Source organism: Treponema sp., assembly GCF_045641405.1.
GTDB lineage: Bacteria > Spirochaetota > Spirochaetia > Treponematales > Treponemataceae > Treponema_D.
On the sequence record NZ_JAZUGX010000051.1, the window covers coordinates 1 to 17,672 of the forward strand.

The window sequence follows — 17,672 nt, forward strand, 5'->3', positions numbered from 1 at the left end:
CAGTATGATTTCTCGCTCTATTGTGCTAAGATGTTTGTAGTGACCCATTTTATCTCCTGTAATAATGTCTTGAACAAACACCATTATAGTTGATTTTATGGGTCTTTTCATTTGTTGCACTTAGATTGTAAATTCATCATGCTAAAAATGCCTTAGCCCAGTCCTGGCATTTTGCAAGATCGTCAGCTTCCGGTGTAAGATGAACCATGAGGCTTTCTGAAACATCGGCACCTGCATTTCTTGCACGGTCTTCCCAGTCGCGGAGCCATTGACCGTCACCCCAGTCGTATGAACCGAAGAGTCCGACTTTCTTTCCGGAAAGAGCGCCTTCAATTCCTGTGTAGAATTCTTCCATTGTGTCTTCAAGGACTTCATCTCCCATGGCAGGGCTTCCAAGAAGAATCACATCGCTTGCTGCAGCTGATCCTGCATCGGCACTGTCGGCAGTTCCAAAAATTGCTTCGGCTCCTGCTGATGTAACGGCTTCATTGATTGCATTTGCCATTGCTTCCGTGTTGCCTGTTGTGCTGGCATAAATTACAGATACTTTCATATAAACTCCTTATGCGGATTTTTCACCGCTTCTTTATATTTTTTGATTATCTGAGGAATTGAATATCCCTCGTCAAACCATTTTGCACACATTTGACTGCACTGCCTGAATCTATTGCAGCATTCTTTTGCCTTTTCCGGGTTGCAGTAAGCTTTCCAGTAACCGCAGTATCTGCAGAATTTTCCCTGATGTTCTTCAAATTTTATTACGTCATCAAAAGGGTAGCCTAGAAAAATTCCGACTTCATGAGGGAATTTTTTTTTTTTTGATCTCAATCGGTTGGATAAATCCTGTATAGTTTTATTTGTATCGTGTATGGAGGAATATCCTTTTTTTTCCAGATACGAAACTACAAGAGGATTTTCTATGATCTTCTGAATCCATTTTTTATTGTAGATGAAAAGCATTGTTGTTCTGTCTGATATTTTGAAGGCGGAAATTTCCAGCCCTTGTTCATTGACAATGAGTTGCCATTCCCTGAAAATTTCCACCGTGAAGTTTTCTGAAGGAACAGTGAACAGATTTGCCGGTTTAATACCGCAAACGGATTGCGATGAATAGCGAAGAAAAAGCTGATTAAAATTATAGTTAGACATTGCTAACCTCAAGTTAAAAAAAATCTAATCATTTTTATTGCATCCGCAGCTGCATTTTGCGCATCCGCAGCAGACACTTCCGTTTTTCTTTGCTTCAATATGTTTCTTGCAAATTGACTTTACGATTAAAGTAACGATGATGAAAAGAATTGTGCTGATGATTACTGTTCCCATTGGATTACTCCCTCACAGGGGATGTCTCAAAAGTTTGATTTACGGTGGTTGAGCTTGTCGAAACCACCATATTTAGTGTAATAGTCATTTCGACAGCCTCAATGACCGCTACGGTCTTATTAGACAACCCCTATGAATTATTTATTCTTGTACTTGTCTTTTCTTACGACCATGTAGATTAAACCGGCCAACGCTGCAAAACCGAGAGCAACTTCAACGTATGCGCCAGCACCACCTACGGCACCAGTAAAGAGGCTTCCCAGCTGATTTACAATGAAAGCGATGATGTAGGCAAATCCACATTCATACAAAATCGCAAACCAGAACCATTTTGTGTTGTTCATTTCGCGCTTGATGGCACCCATGGCGGCAAAACAAGGAGCACAGAGAAGATTGAAGATAAGGAATGACATACCGGTTATGCCTGTGAATACGGCAGCCATGTTTGCATAGGCTTCTGTTCCGCCGTAAAGAATACCCATAGTACCGACAATATTTTCCTTTGCAACAAGACCTGTGATTGCAGCTACAGTTGCCTGCCAGTTTCCCCATCCAAGTGGCTGGAAGAGCCAGCAGATTCCGCGGCCAAAGTAAGCAAGGATTGAACAGTCCATCTGATCTTCTTCGAGCATTCCGAATGCGCCGTCTGCCCATCCAAAGAATGAAAGGAACCAGATTACGATTGTTGAAAGAAGAATGATTGTTCCGGCTTTCTTGATGAAGGACCAGCCGCGTTCCCACATTGAACGGAGCAGATTTCCGATTGTAGGCCAGTGGTAGGCAGGAAGTTCCATTACGAATGGAGCAACGTCACCTGCAAACATTTTTGTTTTCTTAAGCATGATTCCTGAACAAAGGATTGAAGCAATACCTATGAAGTAGGCGCTTGTTGCAACCCAGGCCGATCCACCAAAGATTGCACCGGCAACCATGGCGATGAAAGGAGTCTTTGCACCACAAGGAATGAAGGTTGTTGTCATGATTGTCATTTTGCGGTCACGGTCACTTTCGATTGTGCGGCTTGCCATGATGCCAGGAATTCCACAGCCTGTACCAACCAGCATCGGAATGAAGGATTTTCCAGACAATCCAAAGCGGCGGAATACACGGTCCATGATGAAGGCGATGCGTGCCATGTAACCGCAGGCTTCAAGGAATGCAAGAAGGAAGAAGAGAACAAGCATCTGAGGAACAAAGCCAAGAACCGCACCGACACCGGCTACAATTCCGTCAAGAATCAGGCCCTTAAGCCAGTCGGCACATTCCATTGCATCAAGAACAGATTCAATTACTGCCGGAACACCCGGAATCCAGATTCCGTAAGCATCAGGGGACGGACCTTCCTCTCCATATTTTTCAACCATTGCCTTTGCTGTAATGACATCATCTTCTGTGAATTCAATAGGATCAGAAACTTCAAGGGTCTCTTCATCCTGCACCGTATATGTAAACTCTCCGTTGTTGAATGCTTCGATTATGGCAGGACTGTCTCCGAATTCTTCAGCGGCCTCTTCGTAGACAGTGTTGCCTATTCCAAAGAGATGGTAGCCGTCGCCAAAGAGACCGTCATTTGCCCAGTCAGTTGCTGCGGCACCAACCGTAACCATGGCAATGTAATACACTGCCCACATTACCACTGCAAAAATAGGAAGGGCAAGCCAGCGGTTTGTCACAACGCGGTCGATCTTGTCTGAAGTATTGAGCTTGCTTGCCTTCTGCTTTTTTGTTACGCAGGTCTTGATGATTGAATCGATGTACTTGTAGCGTTCTGCGGTGATGATTGATTCTGCGTCGTCATCAAGTTCCTTTTCGCAGGTCTTGATGTCATCTTCAATATGGGCAAGGAGGTCTGTCCCCACTGTTATTCCTTCTGCTTCCTTAAGCTGTTCAATAACCTTTGAGTCGCGTTCAAAAAGCTTTACTGAATACCATCTCTGTTTTTCTTCCGGAAGATTGTGGATTACGGCTTCTTCTATATGGGCCAGGGCATGTTCAACGCAGGATTCAAATCTGTGCTGATAAACAACAGGTTTCTTTTCTTCCGCGGCGTTTATTGCAGCAACAGCCGCCTCCATGCATCCTTTGTTCTTGAGGGCAGAGATTTCATAGACAGGACATCCAAGGACCTGTGACATTTCCTTAAGGTGAATTTTGTCTCCCTTTTTCTTTACCACATCCATCATGTTTACGACGATTACCATCGGTATGCCAAGTTCAACAAGCTGTGTCGTAAGGTAGAGGTTGCGTTCAAGGTTTGTTCCGTCGATGATGTTGAGGATTGCATCAGGGCGTTCCTTTACAAGATAATTTCTTGAAACGACTTCCTCCAAAGTATATGGTGAAAGGGAATATATTCCCGGCAGGTCCATGATTTCAACATTCTTGTGGCCTTTGAGTTTTCCTTCTTTTTTTTCAACTGTAACTCCAGGCCAGTTACCTACAAACTGGTTTGAACCCGTAAGTGCATTGAATAAAGTTGTTTTTCCCGCGTTAGGGTTTCCTGCAAGTGCGATTTTCATTTCGATACCTCCACCAATTCAGCATCAGCTTTGCGAACGGAAAGTTCATAATCCCTTACCGTTACTTCTACCGGATCCCCAAGAGGAGCTACTTTGCGGACAAATACTTCAATGCCCTTAGTCAGTCCCATTTCCATAATTCTGCGTTTGACTGCGCCCTCTCCTGAGATTTTTACGACCTTTACGGTTGTTCCAGGTTTTACTTCTTTCAATGTCATATATACCTCTTTTATTGAAAACTAGATGATGATTTTTCCTGCAAGTTCCCGGCTTATGGCGACCCTTGCATCCTTGACCTGAACGATTAGGTTTCCGTTCATTACGGCTACAACGCTTACCTGTGCTCCCGGAACAAAGCCAAGGTTCTTGAGGTGATACTTTGTTTCTTCAAGACCACCCACTTTCTTTACAAGATATTCTTCTCCAATGTGAGCCATGTAGATCGGCATGATGATTTCCTTATATCAATCTAGAATGTAGTTAGATAAGACTAACTATAATTCGATAATGTTAATATAGTTAACTAATGCTAATTTTGTCAATAGGTTAGCTATGATTTATTAAAGTTATAGATGTCTAATTATGTGAGAGGATAATATCCAGAAAATAATCCAATCCTTTTAAAATTAAAATCTTTATTATTTTACAAAAGAAATTTTGTACTATATACTGAATATACGTTGTAGAAGAAATCGGGGTAAAAGCCTGCGATAGATCAACAATGGTAAAAAAAAGGAGTTTTTTATGAAAAAAAAGGTAAAAGGAATTCTTCTTGCTGCAGTTGCATTAAGTGTTTTGTGTTCATGTGGCGGAAAAAAAGATTCTGCTGTCGGTGAAAGTGAATCGCCTGTTAAGTCATCCGTTTCTGAAAAGAAAGCTGAAACTGTAGAAACTGTTGACTCTGTTGTCATCTATCCTGAAGGTCCTATCTGGACAATGAATAAAGATGGAAAGATGGAATGGAAAAAATCTTTCCGCGCAGGAAAAGTTCTTAAGGCTGTAAAGAAAAACGGATCTTCTGTCAATGTCAAGGCAATCAGAACCTCTGATAATCAGGAGAGAGAATTCTTTGAAATTGTCTATGAAGGTGAAAAGTGTTATGTGCAGGACGGCATTGCAGTTTTCAATACTGTTCCTGGTGCTGTTTTTGCCTATGATTCATTCAAGGTGTTTACATACAATTCTGCAGATGAAAACGACATTGCAGGTGTTAAGCTTCAGGATGAAGTTGTATGTGCCATCGATAAGGAAGGTAGTGAAGGTGACTTCTATCTAGTTACTTTCTATTATAATAAGAAATACTATGAAAAGCTTTTCATTAAGAAGGAAGATGTAAATACTGTCTATACTTTTATTGATCTTATTTCACTCCGCAAGGCAATGGCTCCTCTTGAAGCTGGAGTTTTAAGGGAGACCCTCGGTAAGTGTGAAGGTCATATGGAAAATCCTGTTGATCCAAGCCGTCCTTTCAAGGAGACTTTGATTAATTCAGATAAGAAGGATGCTGTGATTCTTCTTCAGGATAACGGTGATGGCATAGGATCCCTTTGGAAAAAGGATAAGGATGATAACCTTGTATGGAGCGCAAACATTCCTACAGGTACTGTTCTTGATGGTGCTTCTGGACCAAAGACATACACAAGACTCAATGATGGCGAAAAGAAGGAATTTGAATTCTACAAGGTAAAATATAAGAAGAACGAATCATATGTAATGGCAAATAGAGTTGTTCCTTATAATGGTCGTGAAGCATTCATACTTGAAAAAGCTGTAGTATTCAACGAGGCTAATCCTTGTGAATTCTCAAAAACAATTCTTGAACCTGAAACAATCGTTGAGATAATCGGAAAGGTTGAAAGAGACATCAGTCTTGATATGTTTAAGATTCGCTATTATAGCAGATACACTGTTCAGGAAGGCTATGTGCTTTGTGATTCTGTATCATCTGATCCAGATGATACAAAGGCTCTTATGCTCTATAAGAAGGCAGCAGGCGAAAAAGATGCCGACATCAAGGAACAGCTTCTTAAGAGTGCAGGTAAAAAAGCTGTGTCTGATTACATGAAGAAAAAGATTGCCATCGATCTTGGTGAAGATGTCAATGTTGCAGACGATATGTCTCCAGTTGACTTTACTGACTCTGTGGAGGTTTCAAAAACATACACAGTTGCTACAGATGATGGCTCAAATCTCAATGTAAGGGAATTCCCTCCAGATGGTCCAGTCATCGGTCAGTTTGAAAATGGCGCTGAAGTTGTTGCATCCCGCAAGTCAAATGCAACTTCTACCATCGGTGGAATCACTGCAAGCTGGTTCTACGTTTCACAGGACGATGGACTTAGCGGTTGGGTTTTCGGTGCTTTCTTAGGAGAATAATTTCGTTTTGAAATCTGTAAAATACAACTAAGCATATGGGGCTTTCAATGTTTTTTTGTCAGCCCCATTTTTTATGATGTCATCAAAAATCAAATTTTAATTCACTGAAGGTTCATATGTCTAGAAAAAGTTTTTTTGTTTTCCTTGCTTTCGCATTTGCCTTTCCAGTCTTTTCTCAAGGAGGACTTTATTCTTCGACTGCAGATTTCCCTGTGGAAAGGGGTGTGAAGTATCTTTCTGACGATGATTTTTCCCAAGGAAACGTTGGATTTTCATCGTCGATGGAAAATTTCTGTTGTCCTTCTTATGAAAGGCTTGATTGTGTTTACATTTTAGATTCCTTTATGATTGCGAAAGGTGTTGGTCAAAAGACAGAAGATGAAGTTATGGTTGTTCGTTCAGGTTCAAAGGTCAGGCTTTCAAATGTTGCAGGTTATGGAATTAAAAACGATGTCCTCTTCATGGTTTACTATGCCAGGGTAACTGACTCATCAGGCTATTCTAATTCTGGTTTTGTAAGGGGATGTGATATTGCCTGTGAATATTCAGTAAATACTGTTGAAGGCAAAAACGGCATCACCATGGGCATTGCCCAACAGCATGTGATACCTTCAATTAACAGCGATGAATACGGAAGGTCAAAGGACAATCTTGTTAATAGGTTGAACAACTGGTGGACTTATGAAGGAGCGGGTCTTAAGGGCGGATATAAAACCCTTTCTGCCATTTATTTTGATTCTACTGGGCGGATAGGAAAAATTAATATAGAAACCTCGGGGGGGACTTGAAATCGAGTATCCCATGAACATGACAAATCCTGTTCCCTTCGTTTTGGAACATTGCTTTTCTGGCGGTCAGGGTGGAGGATATTCTGAAGTCAGAATACATACCCTTGATGTAAGTGGCAAGGAACTGAAACTCAACAAGGCAGCTTCCTACGGATGGTGCGATACTGATGGCGGTCCTACAGGAATGGGTTACCACTACTATACTAAGGATTCCATAGTTACTTATGAATTTCAAAGGGAAGAGGGTTCTGTAGATTGCAACAGACATACTATTTACAAACAGAGCTCTGGAAATCCATATTCCTTCAGTCATTATACTTCTAGAAACGGAGAGCCTAGTGGAAGAAATAAAAAAGGCATTGAAGCTGGTGAGTTCTATAATCCGATTTGCCGCTTAAAAATGAGGGATCGTCCTAACCTGGGAGCTTCAAAGCTTTATACATTGAATCCAGGTTCCCTTGTATTAATTCTTGAGGTTGGATCTACTGCGACCATAGACGGAATTAGTGCTCCATGGGTAAAAGTTGAGCTTGTAAATCCCGTTGGTTTCCTTGAAGGGTATAAGTCAAAAAGCGATACGACAGGCTGGGTTTTTTCAGGCTATCTTGAGTAGAAGTTGAATTATTTGTTCTGACATTTAAATGCTTTCCCTATATTTACAAATTTTGACTTATTGCCATTTGTAAATATTCGGTCTGATTTTTTCACCCATGTGATTGTCTTTCCATTTAATGTCTACTATTCTATGCCTATGAATTATAATATGAATCTAAAATACATTTTCAGCGCAGGACTTATCCTTACCGCTGCAATCTGGGGTTTTGCTTTTGTAATCGTCAAGGATAGTCTTGAATATATTGGACCTACATGGATGGTCGGCATTCGTTTTACAGTTGCGGCTATCTGTCTTTCCCTGATTTTTATCCGTCGTTTCAAGAGTCTTGATAAAAAGACTTTCCTTCACGGTTGCCTTCTTGGACTTTTCCTTTTTACCGCATATGAAACTCAGACCATCGGTTGTAATTATACGACTGCTGGCAAGAATGCTTTCCTTACAACGGTATATGTTATTCTTGTTCCTCTTTTAGGATGGCCGATATTCAAGAAACGTCCTGCCTGGTTTGTCTGGCTTGCGGCTTTTCTCTCTGTCACAGGTATCGCTTTACTTGCTTTGAACGGAGAAACTGGAAAATGGTATGTGATGAATAAAGGTGATGTACTTACATTGATTTGTGGATTTTTCTATGCAGTTCATATCATTGGTGGTGCCCTGTTTGTTAAGGACGAAGATGTAATTCTTCTTACTGTTTTTCAATTCCTTGTGGCTGGTGTTCTTGGGCTTGCCATAGCACCTTTTGCTGATGCTCCTCTTGAAATGAGTCTGTTCGGCAATCGAAATGTCGTTGTGTCTCTTCTGTATCTTGCACTTTTAAGTTCCATGCTTTGTTTCTGTCTTCAGAATATTGGATTGAAATATGTACCGTCTTCTCTTGCTTCTCTTTTTCTTTCTCTTGAATCTGTATTTGGAGTTTTCTTCAGTGCTCTGATTCTTGGGGAAAGACTTTCATTCAAGATGGCACTGGGCTGTGTCCTTATTTTTGCTGCGATTCTTGTGGCAGAAGTGATTCCAGGTTTTTTCATAAAAAAGACGGAGGCTTGAATTCTTCTTTTTACAGTCTACTTTATTGAATATAACAATTATTATTCTATATAATAGTGTCTGTTGTAAAATTATTACAATCAGGAGATAAACTATGAAGAAAATCATTTTGGCAGCAATGTCGGCTGCAGCAATTTTTGCATTTGCATCATGCTCCAAGAACAGCAAGGTGCAGAAGGGTGAATTCACACAGGAAGCTGGAAAGCTTAAGATTGCAATGGAAATTGGATATCCTCCATTTGAATACTATGCAGAAGACGGAAAGACTCCTGCAGGTTTCGATGTTGAACTTGGAAAGGAAATTGCAAAGCGCCTTGGTCTTGAAGCTGAATTCCTTGATGTTGCATGGGACGGAATTTTTGCAGGCCTCACAACAGACCGCTACGATGTAGTTATGTCTGCTGCAACAATTACTCCAGAACGTCAGGCTGCATATGATTTCTCTCAGCCTTACATTGGAAACGGTCAGGCCCTTATCCTTCAGAAGGATTCAACTCTTCCATGGAATAAGCCTGAAGATGCAGCAGGAAAGAAAATCGGATACCAGGCAGAAACAACATCTGACTTCTTTATTGAAAAATATGCCGCAGCACACAATTTTGAATTCATCCCTTGTGAATATGACAAGGTTATGAATGCATATGATGATCTTAAGTTTGGTCGCATCGACTGTGTTGTAAGTGACAATCTTGTTTCTGTTTCTTACCTCAATGTTCCAAATTCAGAATTCAAGCGCGTATGGACAGGAACTCCTGATGAATACTTTGGTGTTTGCATGAAGCAGGGCAACAAGGTTCTTCAGGACAAGATCAACAAGGTAATCGACGACATGAAGGCAGATGGAACAATGGCAAAAATCTACATCAAGATTTTTGGTGAAGATCTTTCTGATTCTATCAAATAAAAAATAATTTTTCGGAGTCCTGTTTATTATGGAAACAATGAATAAAATTTTAAAATGGATACCTCAGCTGTTGGCAGGTGCCAGAATTACAATCTTACTTACACTGTGTTCTGTAGTGGCAGGACTTATCATCAGTATTTTCCTTGCTCTTGGTACACTTTCAAAGAGCAAGCTTATCCGTAATTTCTGCAAGGGATATGTTTTCTTTTTCCGCGGAACTCCTTTACTGATGCAACTTTATTTTGTGTACTACGGTCTCCCACAGATCAGTCGTGCGCTTACAATCAACAATCAGTTTCTTGCAGCCTTCATTGCATTCGGACTTAACAGTTCGGCCTACTGCTGTGAAATCATTCGCGCTGCAATTCAGTCGATTGATAAAGGACAGTTTGAGGCGGGAAAAGTTTTGGGCCTCAATTATTTCCAGACAATGAGGCTTGTAATTCTTCCTCAGTCAGTTCGCCGCTTGATTCCACCTGTAGGAAATGAATTCATCATGATGCTTAAGGACGCTTCCCTTGTTTCTCTTATAGCACTCGCAGACATTACAAAGGTTACAAGAAGCATTCAGTCGTCAACAGCTTCGTCAATGGTATACATTCCGGCCATGATCTTGTATCTGATCATTACCGCCGTGTTTACTTTTGTATTCCATGTGCTTGAAAAGAAACATTCGATCTACGAATAGGAGGTGGCTGAAATGAGTATGATTACAACAAAAGATATAGATGTAAGTTTTGGTCAGCTTCATGTCTTGAAGGGTGTTAACCTTGAAGTAAAGCCTAAGGAAGTTGTTTGCATCATAGGTCCAAGCGGAAGCGGAAAGTCTACATTCCTTCGATCTCTTATACATCTTGAACACATCGACAACGGTGTCATTGAAATTGAAGGTAAGAAAATTGCACATAAAGAACACAAGTTTTCAAGACTTCATATTTCAAGCAAAGAACGTCGCAAAAGACTTTTGAATGTAGGAATGGTTTTCCAGAAATTCAATCTTTTTCCTCACATGACGGCCCTTGAGAACACAATGGTCTCTCCTATGAATGTACTAAAAAAATCAAAGGAAGAAGCCCGTGCAAAGGGAATTGAACTTTTGAATGCCGTAGGACTTGGTGACAAGCTTGACGCTTATCCTAATAAACTTTCGGGTGGACAGCAGCAGCGCGTTGCCATCGCCCGTGCCCTTGCAATGGATCCAAAGATCATGCTTTTTGATGAGCCTACATCTGCATTGGACCCTGAGCTTGTCGGTGAAGTTCTTTCTGTTATGAAAAAACTTGCGGAAAGCGGAATGACAATGATTGTCGTCACCCACGAAATGGGGTTTGCCCGCGAAGTTGCAGACCGTGTTCTTTTTATGGATGGCGGAAACATCGTTGAAGAAGGAACTCCAGAAGAAATCTTCAATGCTCCAAAGAGCGAACGATTGCAGCAGTTCCTTAAGGCCGTGCTGTAGTTCAGTTTCTAAAAATATGAATTTATGATCCCTGCATTCTGAATGGAGTGCAGGGATTTTTTTGTATAATCCCCTTGTGTAAAATGTTAAAAAACTGTAATATTTGCAAACATTTTACATTATTTATCATGTCTGTCTAAAGACCGCAGTTTTTCTTACGAAAGCATCAGATGCTTTCATGGTCACGGGTTTGGAATCAAAGAAATTAATTAGAGGCGAATAGGCGCCACTTCTATGCGGTTACGGACTTTCATGAAGAAAGAGGTATCGTATGGAAGAATTAAACGAAAAAATTGACGGGCTTACTATGTCCGCAGAAGTTTCAGCAGAAAATGATTCTGATGAAATGTCATTTGAAGATCTTGGTCTTGATGAAATCACATTAAAGGCAATTGAAAAGAAGGGATTCAAGGTACCATCACCTATTCAGGTACTTGCCATCCCACGTCTTTTGAACGGCGATGCAAACGTTATTGCCCGTGCCCGCACTGGTACTGGTAAGACAGCTGCTTTTGGACTTCCTCTCGTTCAGACTTTGAGGGAACCTTCAGATCATGTCCGCGCAATCATTCTTGAACCAACCCGTGAACTTGCCATGCAGACAGCTGCAGAAATGGCTTCCTTTACAACTGGAAAGTGTCCTCGCGTTGCCGTTGTTTACGGTGGTGCTTCAATGGGCGAACAGATGCGTGCACTCCGCAAGGGTGTTGAAATCGTAGTAGGTACACCAGGCCGTGTAATGGACCTTATGGATCGCGGTGTCCTCGACATTTCCAAAATCGACTACTTCATTCTTGATGAAGGCGACGAAATGCTGGACATGGGATTCGTTGACGACATCGAAAATATTTTTGAAAGTGCAAATCAGGATTGTCGTGTTCTTTTGTTCAGTGCGACAATTCCAAAAGAAATCCTTCGCATTGCACAGCGCTTTATGGGCGACTATGAAATCGTTGAAGAAGAAGGCGTTGTAGAAGAACCATTGCTCATCGACCAGAAGTACTGGGTTCTCAAGGAAAGCGAAAAGATTGAAGCTCTTGTTCGCCTCATCGACATTTCACCTGATTTCTTTGGTCTCGTTTTTGTTCAGCGCAAATGTGATGCAGACTATGTAAGCAAGGCTCTTGATGAAAAGGGATACGAAGCAGCAGCACTTCACGGTGACATTCCACAGGGACAGCGTGAAAAAATCCTTGCAAGATTCCGCGCAAAGAAAACACGCATTCTTGTTGCTACAGACGTTGCGGCCCGCGGTATTGATATCGAAGGCCTTACACATGTTGTTAACTATGAACTTCCATTCGATGGTCCAACTTATGTTCACCGTATTGGTCGTACAGGCCGTGCAGGTTCAAGCGGTGTTGCAGTTACTTTCGTAAAGCCTGAAGATACAAGACGCAAGCTCAACTACCTCATCAATGCAGTTCGTAAGAGTGCAAAGGGTGAGATGACAGAAGGAACAATTCCTGGTGTTGAAGAAGTTCTTGAAGCAAAGCGCGGAAGACTTTTTGACGACATCAAGTCAAAGATTGGACTTAACAATGTTCCTGCAGAAACAGTTTCAGACGATGATGAAATCGTTCCAATGGAAGGCGAAGGATCAGAAGTTTCAGTTGAAGAAAAAGTTCCACACCTTAGAAAGGGCGATGCCATTTTTGATACCCTTGCAGAAGAACTTTGTAACGGACAGGATGCTAAGGAAGTAGTCGCATCATTGCTTGCTGCAACTTACGGAAGTGTACTCAGCCGCAACCGCTACGGAAAGATTTCTACAGTCGGTGGTAGAAAAGACAGGAATGGTCGTGGTGATCGCGGTGGCCGTGATGTAGGATATGAGCAGGTTAGAATCTATGCCCAGATGGGATGGGATGACGGATACAATCCAAGAAAGATTGCCGACTTCTTCCATGACCTTCTTGGTGTTCCTGGTCGCAAGGTTGATGCAATCGATATGGCAGATAATTTCTGTCTTCTTTCGCTTCCAGCAGATGATGCCCGCCGTGCAATTGAACTTTCAGAAAAAGACAAGTCATTGCCACACATGCATGTTGATACAAAGGTAGCAATCGGTGGCGGTGATGAAGGTGGCCGCCGCGGTGGAAGAGGTCGTGGAGACAGAGGCGGACGCCGTGACGGTGGATTCGGACGCGATCGTGACAGAAGCTTTGGCCGTGATAGAGGTGGAAGAGACAGAGACCGCGGATTTGGCCGAGATCGCGATGGTGGCCGCTTTGGACGTGATCGTGACAGAGACAGATCTCGCGGTGGTAGCCACAGTCGTCCTAATGTCCACACTGCAACTCAGAGAAGCGGCAGCGCAAGTTTCTTTAAGAAGTCATCTGGTGCAACTGAATATTAATTTTTAATGATTCAACAATAAAGAAAGGGTGTCTGGTTAAAAATACCGGGCACCTTTTTTATATGGTATTTTTCTACCAGTTGTCTTCAGGTTCCTTGAGGGCAATGTGTGGTGATGAATAAACTTTTTCTGTCATGACGTTTTTTTTATTCTCGGGATTCAGTCTTGCCATCTTTTTTTTGGGAGAAAGAAGTTCTTCAACCTTTCCGTAGAATTTATTATCTTCGTAATTTTCCGGTTTATGTTCGTCATGAAAAATATCAATTGGCAGAAGTCCATTTTCGTTTTTTACGGAATTGTCTGCACCATTTTCAATGAGGATTATTAGATTATTATATATATTTTCAATGTTATAGTTATTCTTCACGATTTTATGAAGAACATTTTCATTTTTGCTGTCGAGGGCATTTATGTCCGGTTTATATTCAAGAAATTTTAAGAGAAGCATTGGGCTGTCTTCAGTTAGACAATCACTTTCCCCAAAGTAATGTAGTGCCGTCTTGCCTTCTACATCTTTATAATTTGCCAGGTCCAAGTCATCATCTTCTACGTATTTAAAAAGGTAATTCATTATGGAAAGTCTGGCTTCAAGATGATAAAAAGGTAAGTAATTATTCATGAGCTTCATGAGAAGAGTTCTTTTTATGCTTGAATCATACCAGATGGTACAGTCGGCATTCTTTTCAAGAAGATATTCCGCACATTCAAATGAACATTTCATGAAAGCAAACTGAACCGGAGGAAAATCATAATTGTATTCGGCCGGATCTGTTTCCCCAAGGTCTCGACCCTGTTCTTTAATTTCTTTGATTTTGGACCTGTTGACTGTATCAATGATGGCGCCGTGGTCTACAAGAAGTTTTAAAGCCTCTAGACGATCCTTTTCTATGGCATACCTCATGGGGATTTTTGAACCAATGCATAGGTTGGGATCGGCACCTGAATTCAGAAGGGCTTCTATTATTCTGTCACTGTCCTGCCTGTTTTTTCTGTATGTGTTGTCTCCTAAAAATGCTGAGGTTAAGGGAGAGCGTTTGTTGTATATTTCGTTTGGATCTGCTTTTTTCTCTAACAGCTTAATAACTTCTGAAAGATTGCATTTTTCTACTGCATATATAAGTTTAGTACAGTCTTTTCTTAATTTTTTCTCTTCTGCTTTTTCATAAGCCTTAATTTTAAGGTCTGTGGTTAAGTCATCAATTTTCGGGACAATAAGTGGAAGGGCTGCAAGTGAAAATGAAATTCCTGACACAATTATGGCACCTTTCCTTTTTCCTCCGGAAGTACAAAGTGCAACAATACCTGCTATTATTCCCGTTATGCTAAGGACTGCCATTCCTAAAAATACCAGCACTCCATATAAAAGAGCCTTTCCTAATGCTTCACCCATTTTGAATTTCCTTTGTTCGTAAATATTATTTGTAAGTGTTCTTTTAGTCAACATTTTGGGAAGTTCATGCTGGATCGATTCTTTTTGTTGGGTTAGGGACAACCGGATAATTGCCGTAGCGGAAGGTTCGGGAAAAGATCCTGATGTTTATGATTTTGAAATTAGTGATTATTTTTTGAAAGACGGAAAATGTACTGTAAGGGTATATTCTTATAGCGTGATAAGTCCGGATCTTTCTAAAGCCAAACAAAGGTGGAAAAATCAAAGAAGCGACTATTTTGAATGATAAAAAAATGCTTTGCCGCAGTCCGCGTCAATTTTCACTGCCGTGAAAACCGCAGGTTCTTGACTACTGGCGGTTTAGCTAATTTCTGAATGTTATCTTTTCTTTTCCTTTGACGGCTGTAGTGCAAACTGCGTTTGCCCCGAGTTTTATTTTTGCCGCATCCGCGTCAATTTTTTTCTTCGAAAAAAACAATAAATCTCGCGTAAGATTATAAAAAAAAAGGGCTGTCCAATAAGTATTTAGTGTAGCGCTCATTGAGCTTGTCGAAATGACTGCTACACTAAATGCGGTAGTTTCGACGGGCTCAACCACCGCATTCATACTGCAACGGCGCATGGAGCAAAGCCAGTCTTCGCCTGTCTTTTCTCTCAAGAACCTGCTTTGCCGCAGTCCGCGTCAATTTTCCCTTCGGAAAAACCGCAGGTTCTTGACTACTGGCGGTTTAGCTAATTTCTAAACATTGTTTTGTTTCTCAGCCAACGGCTGTACAGTAGCAATAAAAAAAAGGCTCTGTCCTTTCGAACAGAGCCTTCATTAACCTAGTTTAAGTTAGGTCTAATTACTTTGCCAAGCCTTCAGCTACAGCTACTGCACATGGAGAAAAGCCAGACTTCGTCTGTCTTTTCTCTCAAGAACCTGCTTTGCCGCAGTCCGCGTCAATTTTCCCTTCGTGAAAACCTCAGGTTCTTGACACTGCATCCCTTGTTTATTTCTAAATACTAGTATGCTTTTCTTCCAACGGCTGTACAGTAGCGTTTAAAAAAGAAAAACCCTCTGGTAAAACCAGAGGGCATTTAGCTAGGCTATGCTAAACTTATACTTATTTAGCAAGACCTTCAGCTACAGCAACTGCACATGCTACTGTACAGCCTACCATTGGGTTGTTTCCCATTCCCATGAATCCCATCATTTCTACGTGTGCTGGAACTGATGAAGAACCTGCGAACTGTGCATCTGAGTGCATGCGTCCGAGTGTATCTGTGAATCCATAAGATGCTGGACCTGCAGCCATGTTATCTGGATGGAGTGTACGTCCTGTACCACCACCTGATGCTACAGAGAAGTACTTTTCTCCAGCAAGGAGTCTTTCCTTCTTATATGTACCAGCTACTGGGTGCTGGAAACGTGTTGGGTTTGTTGAGTTTCCTGTGATAGAAACATCTACGCCTTCGTGCCACATGATTGCAACACCTTCGCGTACATCGTCTGCACCGTAACACTTAACGCAGAGACGTTTTGGATCGTTTCCGTATGGAACTTCTTCTACAACTGTGAGGGCCTTGTCTGTACCTTCACCGTTGAAGTAGTCAAACTTTGTCTGAACGTATGTGAATCCGTTGATACGGCTGATGATCTTTGCAGCATCCTTTCCGAGACCGTTGAGGATAACGCGGAGCTTGTTCTTGCGAACGTTGTTAGCCTTTGCTGCGATCTTGATTGCACCTTCAGCTGCAGCGAATGATTCGTGACCAGCCAAGAATGCGAAACACTGTGTTTCTTCTGAAAGGAGGCGAGCACCGAGGTTACCGTGTCCGAGACCTACCTTGCGGTCATCAGCTACAGATCCTGGGAGACAGAATGCCTGAAGTCCCTTACCGATGTTAGCAGCAGCAGTAGAAGCTGTCTTGTCGCCAGTCTTTTCTGCTTCCTTGATAGCGATTGCTGAACCAAGAACGTATGCCCACTTAGCATCTTCGAAACAAATCTGCTGAGTTTCCTGACATACCATGTATGGGTCAAAACCCTTGTCCTGGCAAAGCTTGCGAGCAGCCTGGAGACCTTCTTCTCCTTCTGCAAATCCGTATTCTTTAAGTGCCTTGTTAACCTGTGGGATACGACCAGCGTAATCTTCAAATAATGTAGCCATTTCTATATTCCTCCAAGTTTAGTTCTTGCGTGGGTCGATAAGTTTTACCATACCCTGTTCTGCTGTAACGCGACCATAGTGTGTGCGTGCACCTTCGATTGCTTCGTTAGCAGGTTTTCCAGCCTTGAGGGCATCCATGAGCTTACCGAAGTTAATGCAGTTGTAACCGATGATCTGGTCATCCTTGTCAACTGCCATTGTTTCAACATAACCTTCTGTCATTTCGAGGTAGCGAGGACCAGTCTTGCGTGTTGCAAACATTGTTCCTACCTGTGAGCGGAGGTTCTTGCCGAGGTCTTCGAGAGAAGCACCAACTTTGAGACCACCTTCAGAGTATGCTGACTGTGTGCGTCCGTATACGATCTGCATGAAGAGTTCGCGCATAGCTGTGTTGATAGCATCGCAAACAAGGTCAGTATTGAGAGCTTCAAGAAGTGTCTTTCCGATAAGGATTTCAGAAGCCATAGCTGCTGAGTGTGTCATACCAGAACAACCGATTGTTTCTACGAGTGCTTCTTCAATGATACCGTCCTTAACGTTCAAAGAGAGCTTACATGCACCCTGCTGTGGAGCACACCAACCGATACCGTGTGTGAAACCAGAAACATCTTCAATTTTCTTAACCTGAACCCATTTTCCTTCTTCAGGAATTGGAGCAGGACCATGATATGCGCCCTTAGCCAAAGGACACATGTGTTCTACTTCTGCTGTGTAGACCATAGTTTACCTCGAAAAAAATCT

At 41.8% G+C, this 17,672-nt stretch carries 17 protein-coding genes; 8 read left to right on the plus strand and 9 right to left on the minus strand.

Translation table 11 applies throughout. The annotated features are described in order from the left end of the window. Positions 1-136: 136 nt before the first annotated feature. The 6 genes from ACKI39_RS08105 to ACKI39_RS08130 form a co-directional block, all read right to left on the minus strand. Positions 137-553 carry a flavodoxin gene (locus tag ACKI39_RS08105; RefSeq protein WP_407399406.1) on the minus strand — a complete coding sequence of 139 codons (417 nt, stop codon included), beginning with the start codon at positions 551-553 and terminating at the stop codon, positions 137-139. Beyond that, positions 550-1,149, minus strand: coding sequence for a DUF3793 family protein (locus ACKI39_RS08110; RefSeq protein ID WP_407399408.1), 600 nt, complete (start codon positions 1,147-1,149; stop codon positions 550-552). Before ACKI39_RS08110 ends, ACKI39_RS08105 begins: the two co-directional genes overlap by 4 nt. A gap of 24 nt (positions 1,150-1,173) precedes the next feature. Beyond that, positions 1,174-1,323 (minus strand): FeoB-associated Cys-rich membrane protein, encoded by a 150-nt coding sequence (locus ACKI39_RS08115; RefSeq protein WP_407399410.1) that lies wholly within the window; start codon positions 1,321-1,323, stop codon positions 1,174-1,176. Positions 1,324-1,460: 137 nt separating this feature from the next. Continuing rightward, positions 1,461-3,842 (minus strand): ferrous iron transporter B, encoded by a 2,382-nt coding sequence (gene feoB, locus ACKI39_RS08120; RefSeq protein WP_407399412.1) that lies wholly within the window; start codon positions 3,840-3,842, stop codon positions 1,461-1,463. Next, entirely contained in the window at positions 3,839-4,060 is a 222-nt protein-coding gene (locus ACKI39_RS08125) for a FeoA family protein (RefSeq protein ID WP_318692179.1), read from the minus strand. Before ACKI39_RS08125 ends, feoB begins: the two co-directional genes overlap by 4 nt. A 21-nt stretch (positions 4,061-4,081) precedes the next feature. Then, entirely contained in the window at positions 4,082-4,291 is a 210-nt protein-coding gene (locus tag ACKI39_RS08130) for a FeoA family protein (RefSeq protein WP_407399414.1), read from the minus strand. A 295-nt stretch (positions 4,292-4,586) separates the two neighbouring features. On the opposite strand from ACKI39_RS08130, the gene ACKI39_RS08135 reads away from it, so the two are divergent. From ACKI39_RS08135 to ACKI39_RS08170, 8 genes are all read left to right on the plus strand, one after another. Next, on the plus strand, positions 4,587-6,218 hold the full coding sequence (locus ACKI39_RS08135) for an SH3 domain-containing protein (protein ID WP_407399416.1): 1,632 nt from the start codon (positions 4,587-4,589) through the stop codon (positions 6,216-6,218). A gap of 116 nt (positions 6,219-6,334) precedes the next feature. Continuing rightward, complete coding sequence (locus tag ACKI39_RS08140) at positions 6,335-7,006, plus strand: hypothetical protein (protein ID WP_407399418.1); 672 nt, start codon at positions 6,335-6,337, stop codon at positions 7,004-7,006. 13 nt (positions 7,007-7,019) lie between these two features. Continuing rightward, positions 7,020-7,619, plus strand: a complete 600-nt coding sequence (locus ACKI39_RS08145) for an SH3 domain-containing protein (protein WP_407399420.1) — start codon at positions 7,020-7,022, stop codon at positions 7,617-7,619. 138 nt (positions 7,620-7,757) lie between these two features. Continuing rightward, positions 7,758-8,666, plus strand: a complete 909-nt coding sequence (locus ACKI39_RS08150) for a DMT family transporter (RefSeq protein WP_407399421.1) — start codon at positions 7,758-7,760, stop codon at positions 8,664-8,666. Positions 8,667-8,760: 94 nt separating this feature from the next. Further along, complete coding sequence (locus tag ACKI39_RS08155; RefSeq protein ID WP_407399423.1) at positions 8,761-9,570, plus strand: ABC transporter substrate-binding protein; 810 nt, start codon at positions 8,761-8,763, stop codon at positions 9,568-9,570. 37 nt (positions 9,571-9,607) lie between these two features. Next, positions 9,608-10,258 (plus strand): amino acid ABC transporter permease, encoded by a 651-nt coding sequence (locus ACKI39_RS08160; RefSeq protein ID WP_407399425.1) that lies wholly within the window; start codon positions 9,608-9,610, stop codon positions 10,256-10,258. Between the two features lie 18 nt (positions 10,259-10,276). After that, positions 10,277-11,029 carry an amino acid ABC transporter ATP-binding protein gene (locus tag ACKI39_RS08165; RefSeq protein WP_407399451.1) on the plus strand — a complete coding sequence of 251 codons (753 nt, stop codon included), beginning with the start codon at positions 10,277-10,279 and terminating at the stop codon, positions 11,027-11,029. A 307-nt stretch (positions 11,030-11,336) separates the two neighbouring features. Beyond that, positions 11,337-13,388, plus strand: a complete 2,052-nt coding sequence (locus tag ACKI39_RS08170; protein WP_407399453.1) for a DEAD/DEAH box helicase — start codon at positions 11,337-11,339, stop codon at positions 13,386-13,388. A 73-nt stretch (positions 13,389-13,461) separates the two neighbouring features. Here ACKI39_RS08170 and ACKI39_RS08175 read toward each other — a convergent pair whose 3' ends face one another. The 3 genes from ACKI39_RS08175 to ACKI39_RS08185 all read right to left on the minus strand — a co-directional run bounded on the left by ACKI39_RS08175 (position 13,462) and on the right by ACKI39_RS08185 (position 17,651). Beyond that, a complete protein-coding gene (locus tag ACKI39_RS08175) occupies positions 13,462-14,778 on the minus strand; it encodes an ankyrin repeat domain-containing protein (protein ID WP_407399427.1) in 1,317 nt (438 codons plus the stop codon). Positions 14,779-15,884: 1,106 nt separating this feature from the next. Further along, entirely contained in the window at positions 15,885-16,931 is a 1,047-nt protein-coding gene (locus tag ACKI39_RS08180; protein WP_318693696.1) for a GGGtGRT protein, read from the minus strand. A gap of 18 nt (positions 16,932-16,949) precedes the next feature. Next, a complete protein-coding gene (locus ACKI39_RS08185; RefSeq protein ID WP_318743838.1) occupies positions 16,950-17,651 on the minus strand; it encodes an iron-sulfur cluster assembly scaffold protein in 702 nt (233 codons plus the stop codon). Positions 17,652-17,672: the final 21 nt, after the last annotated feature.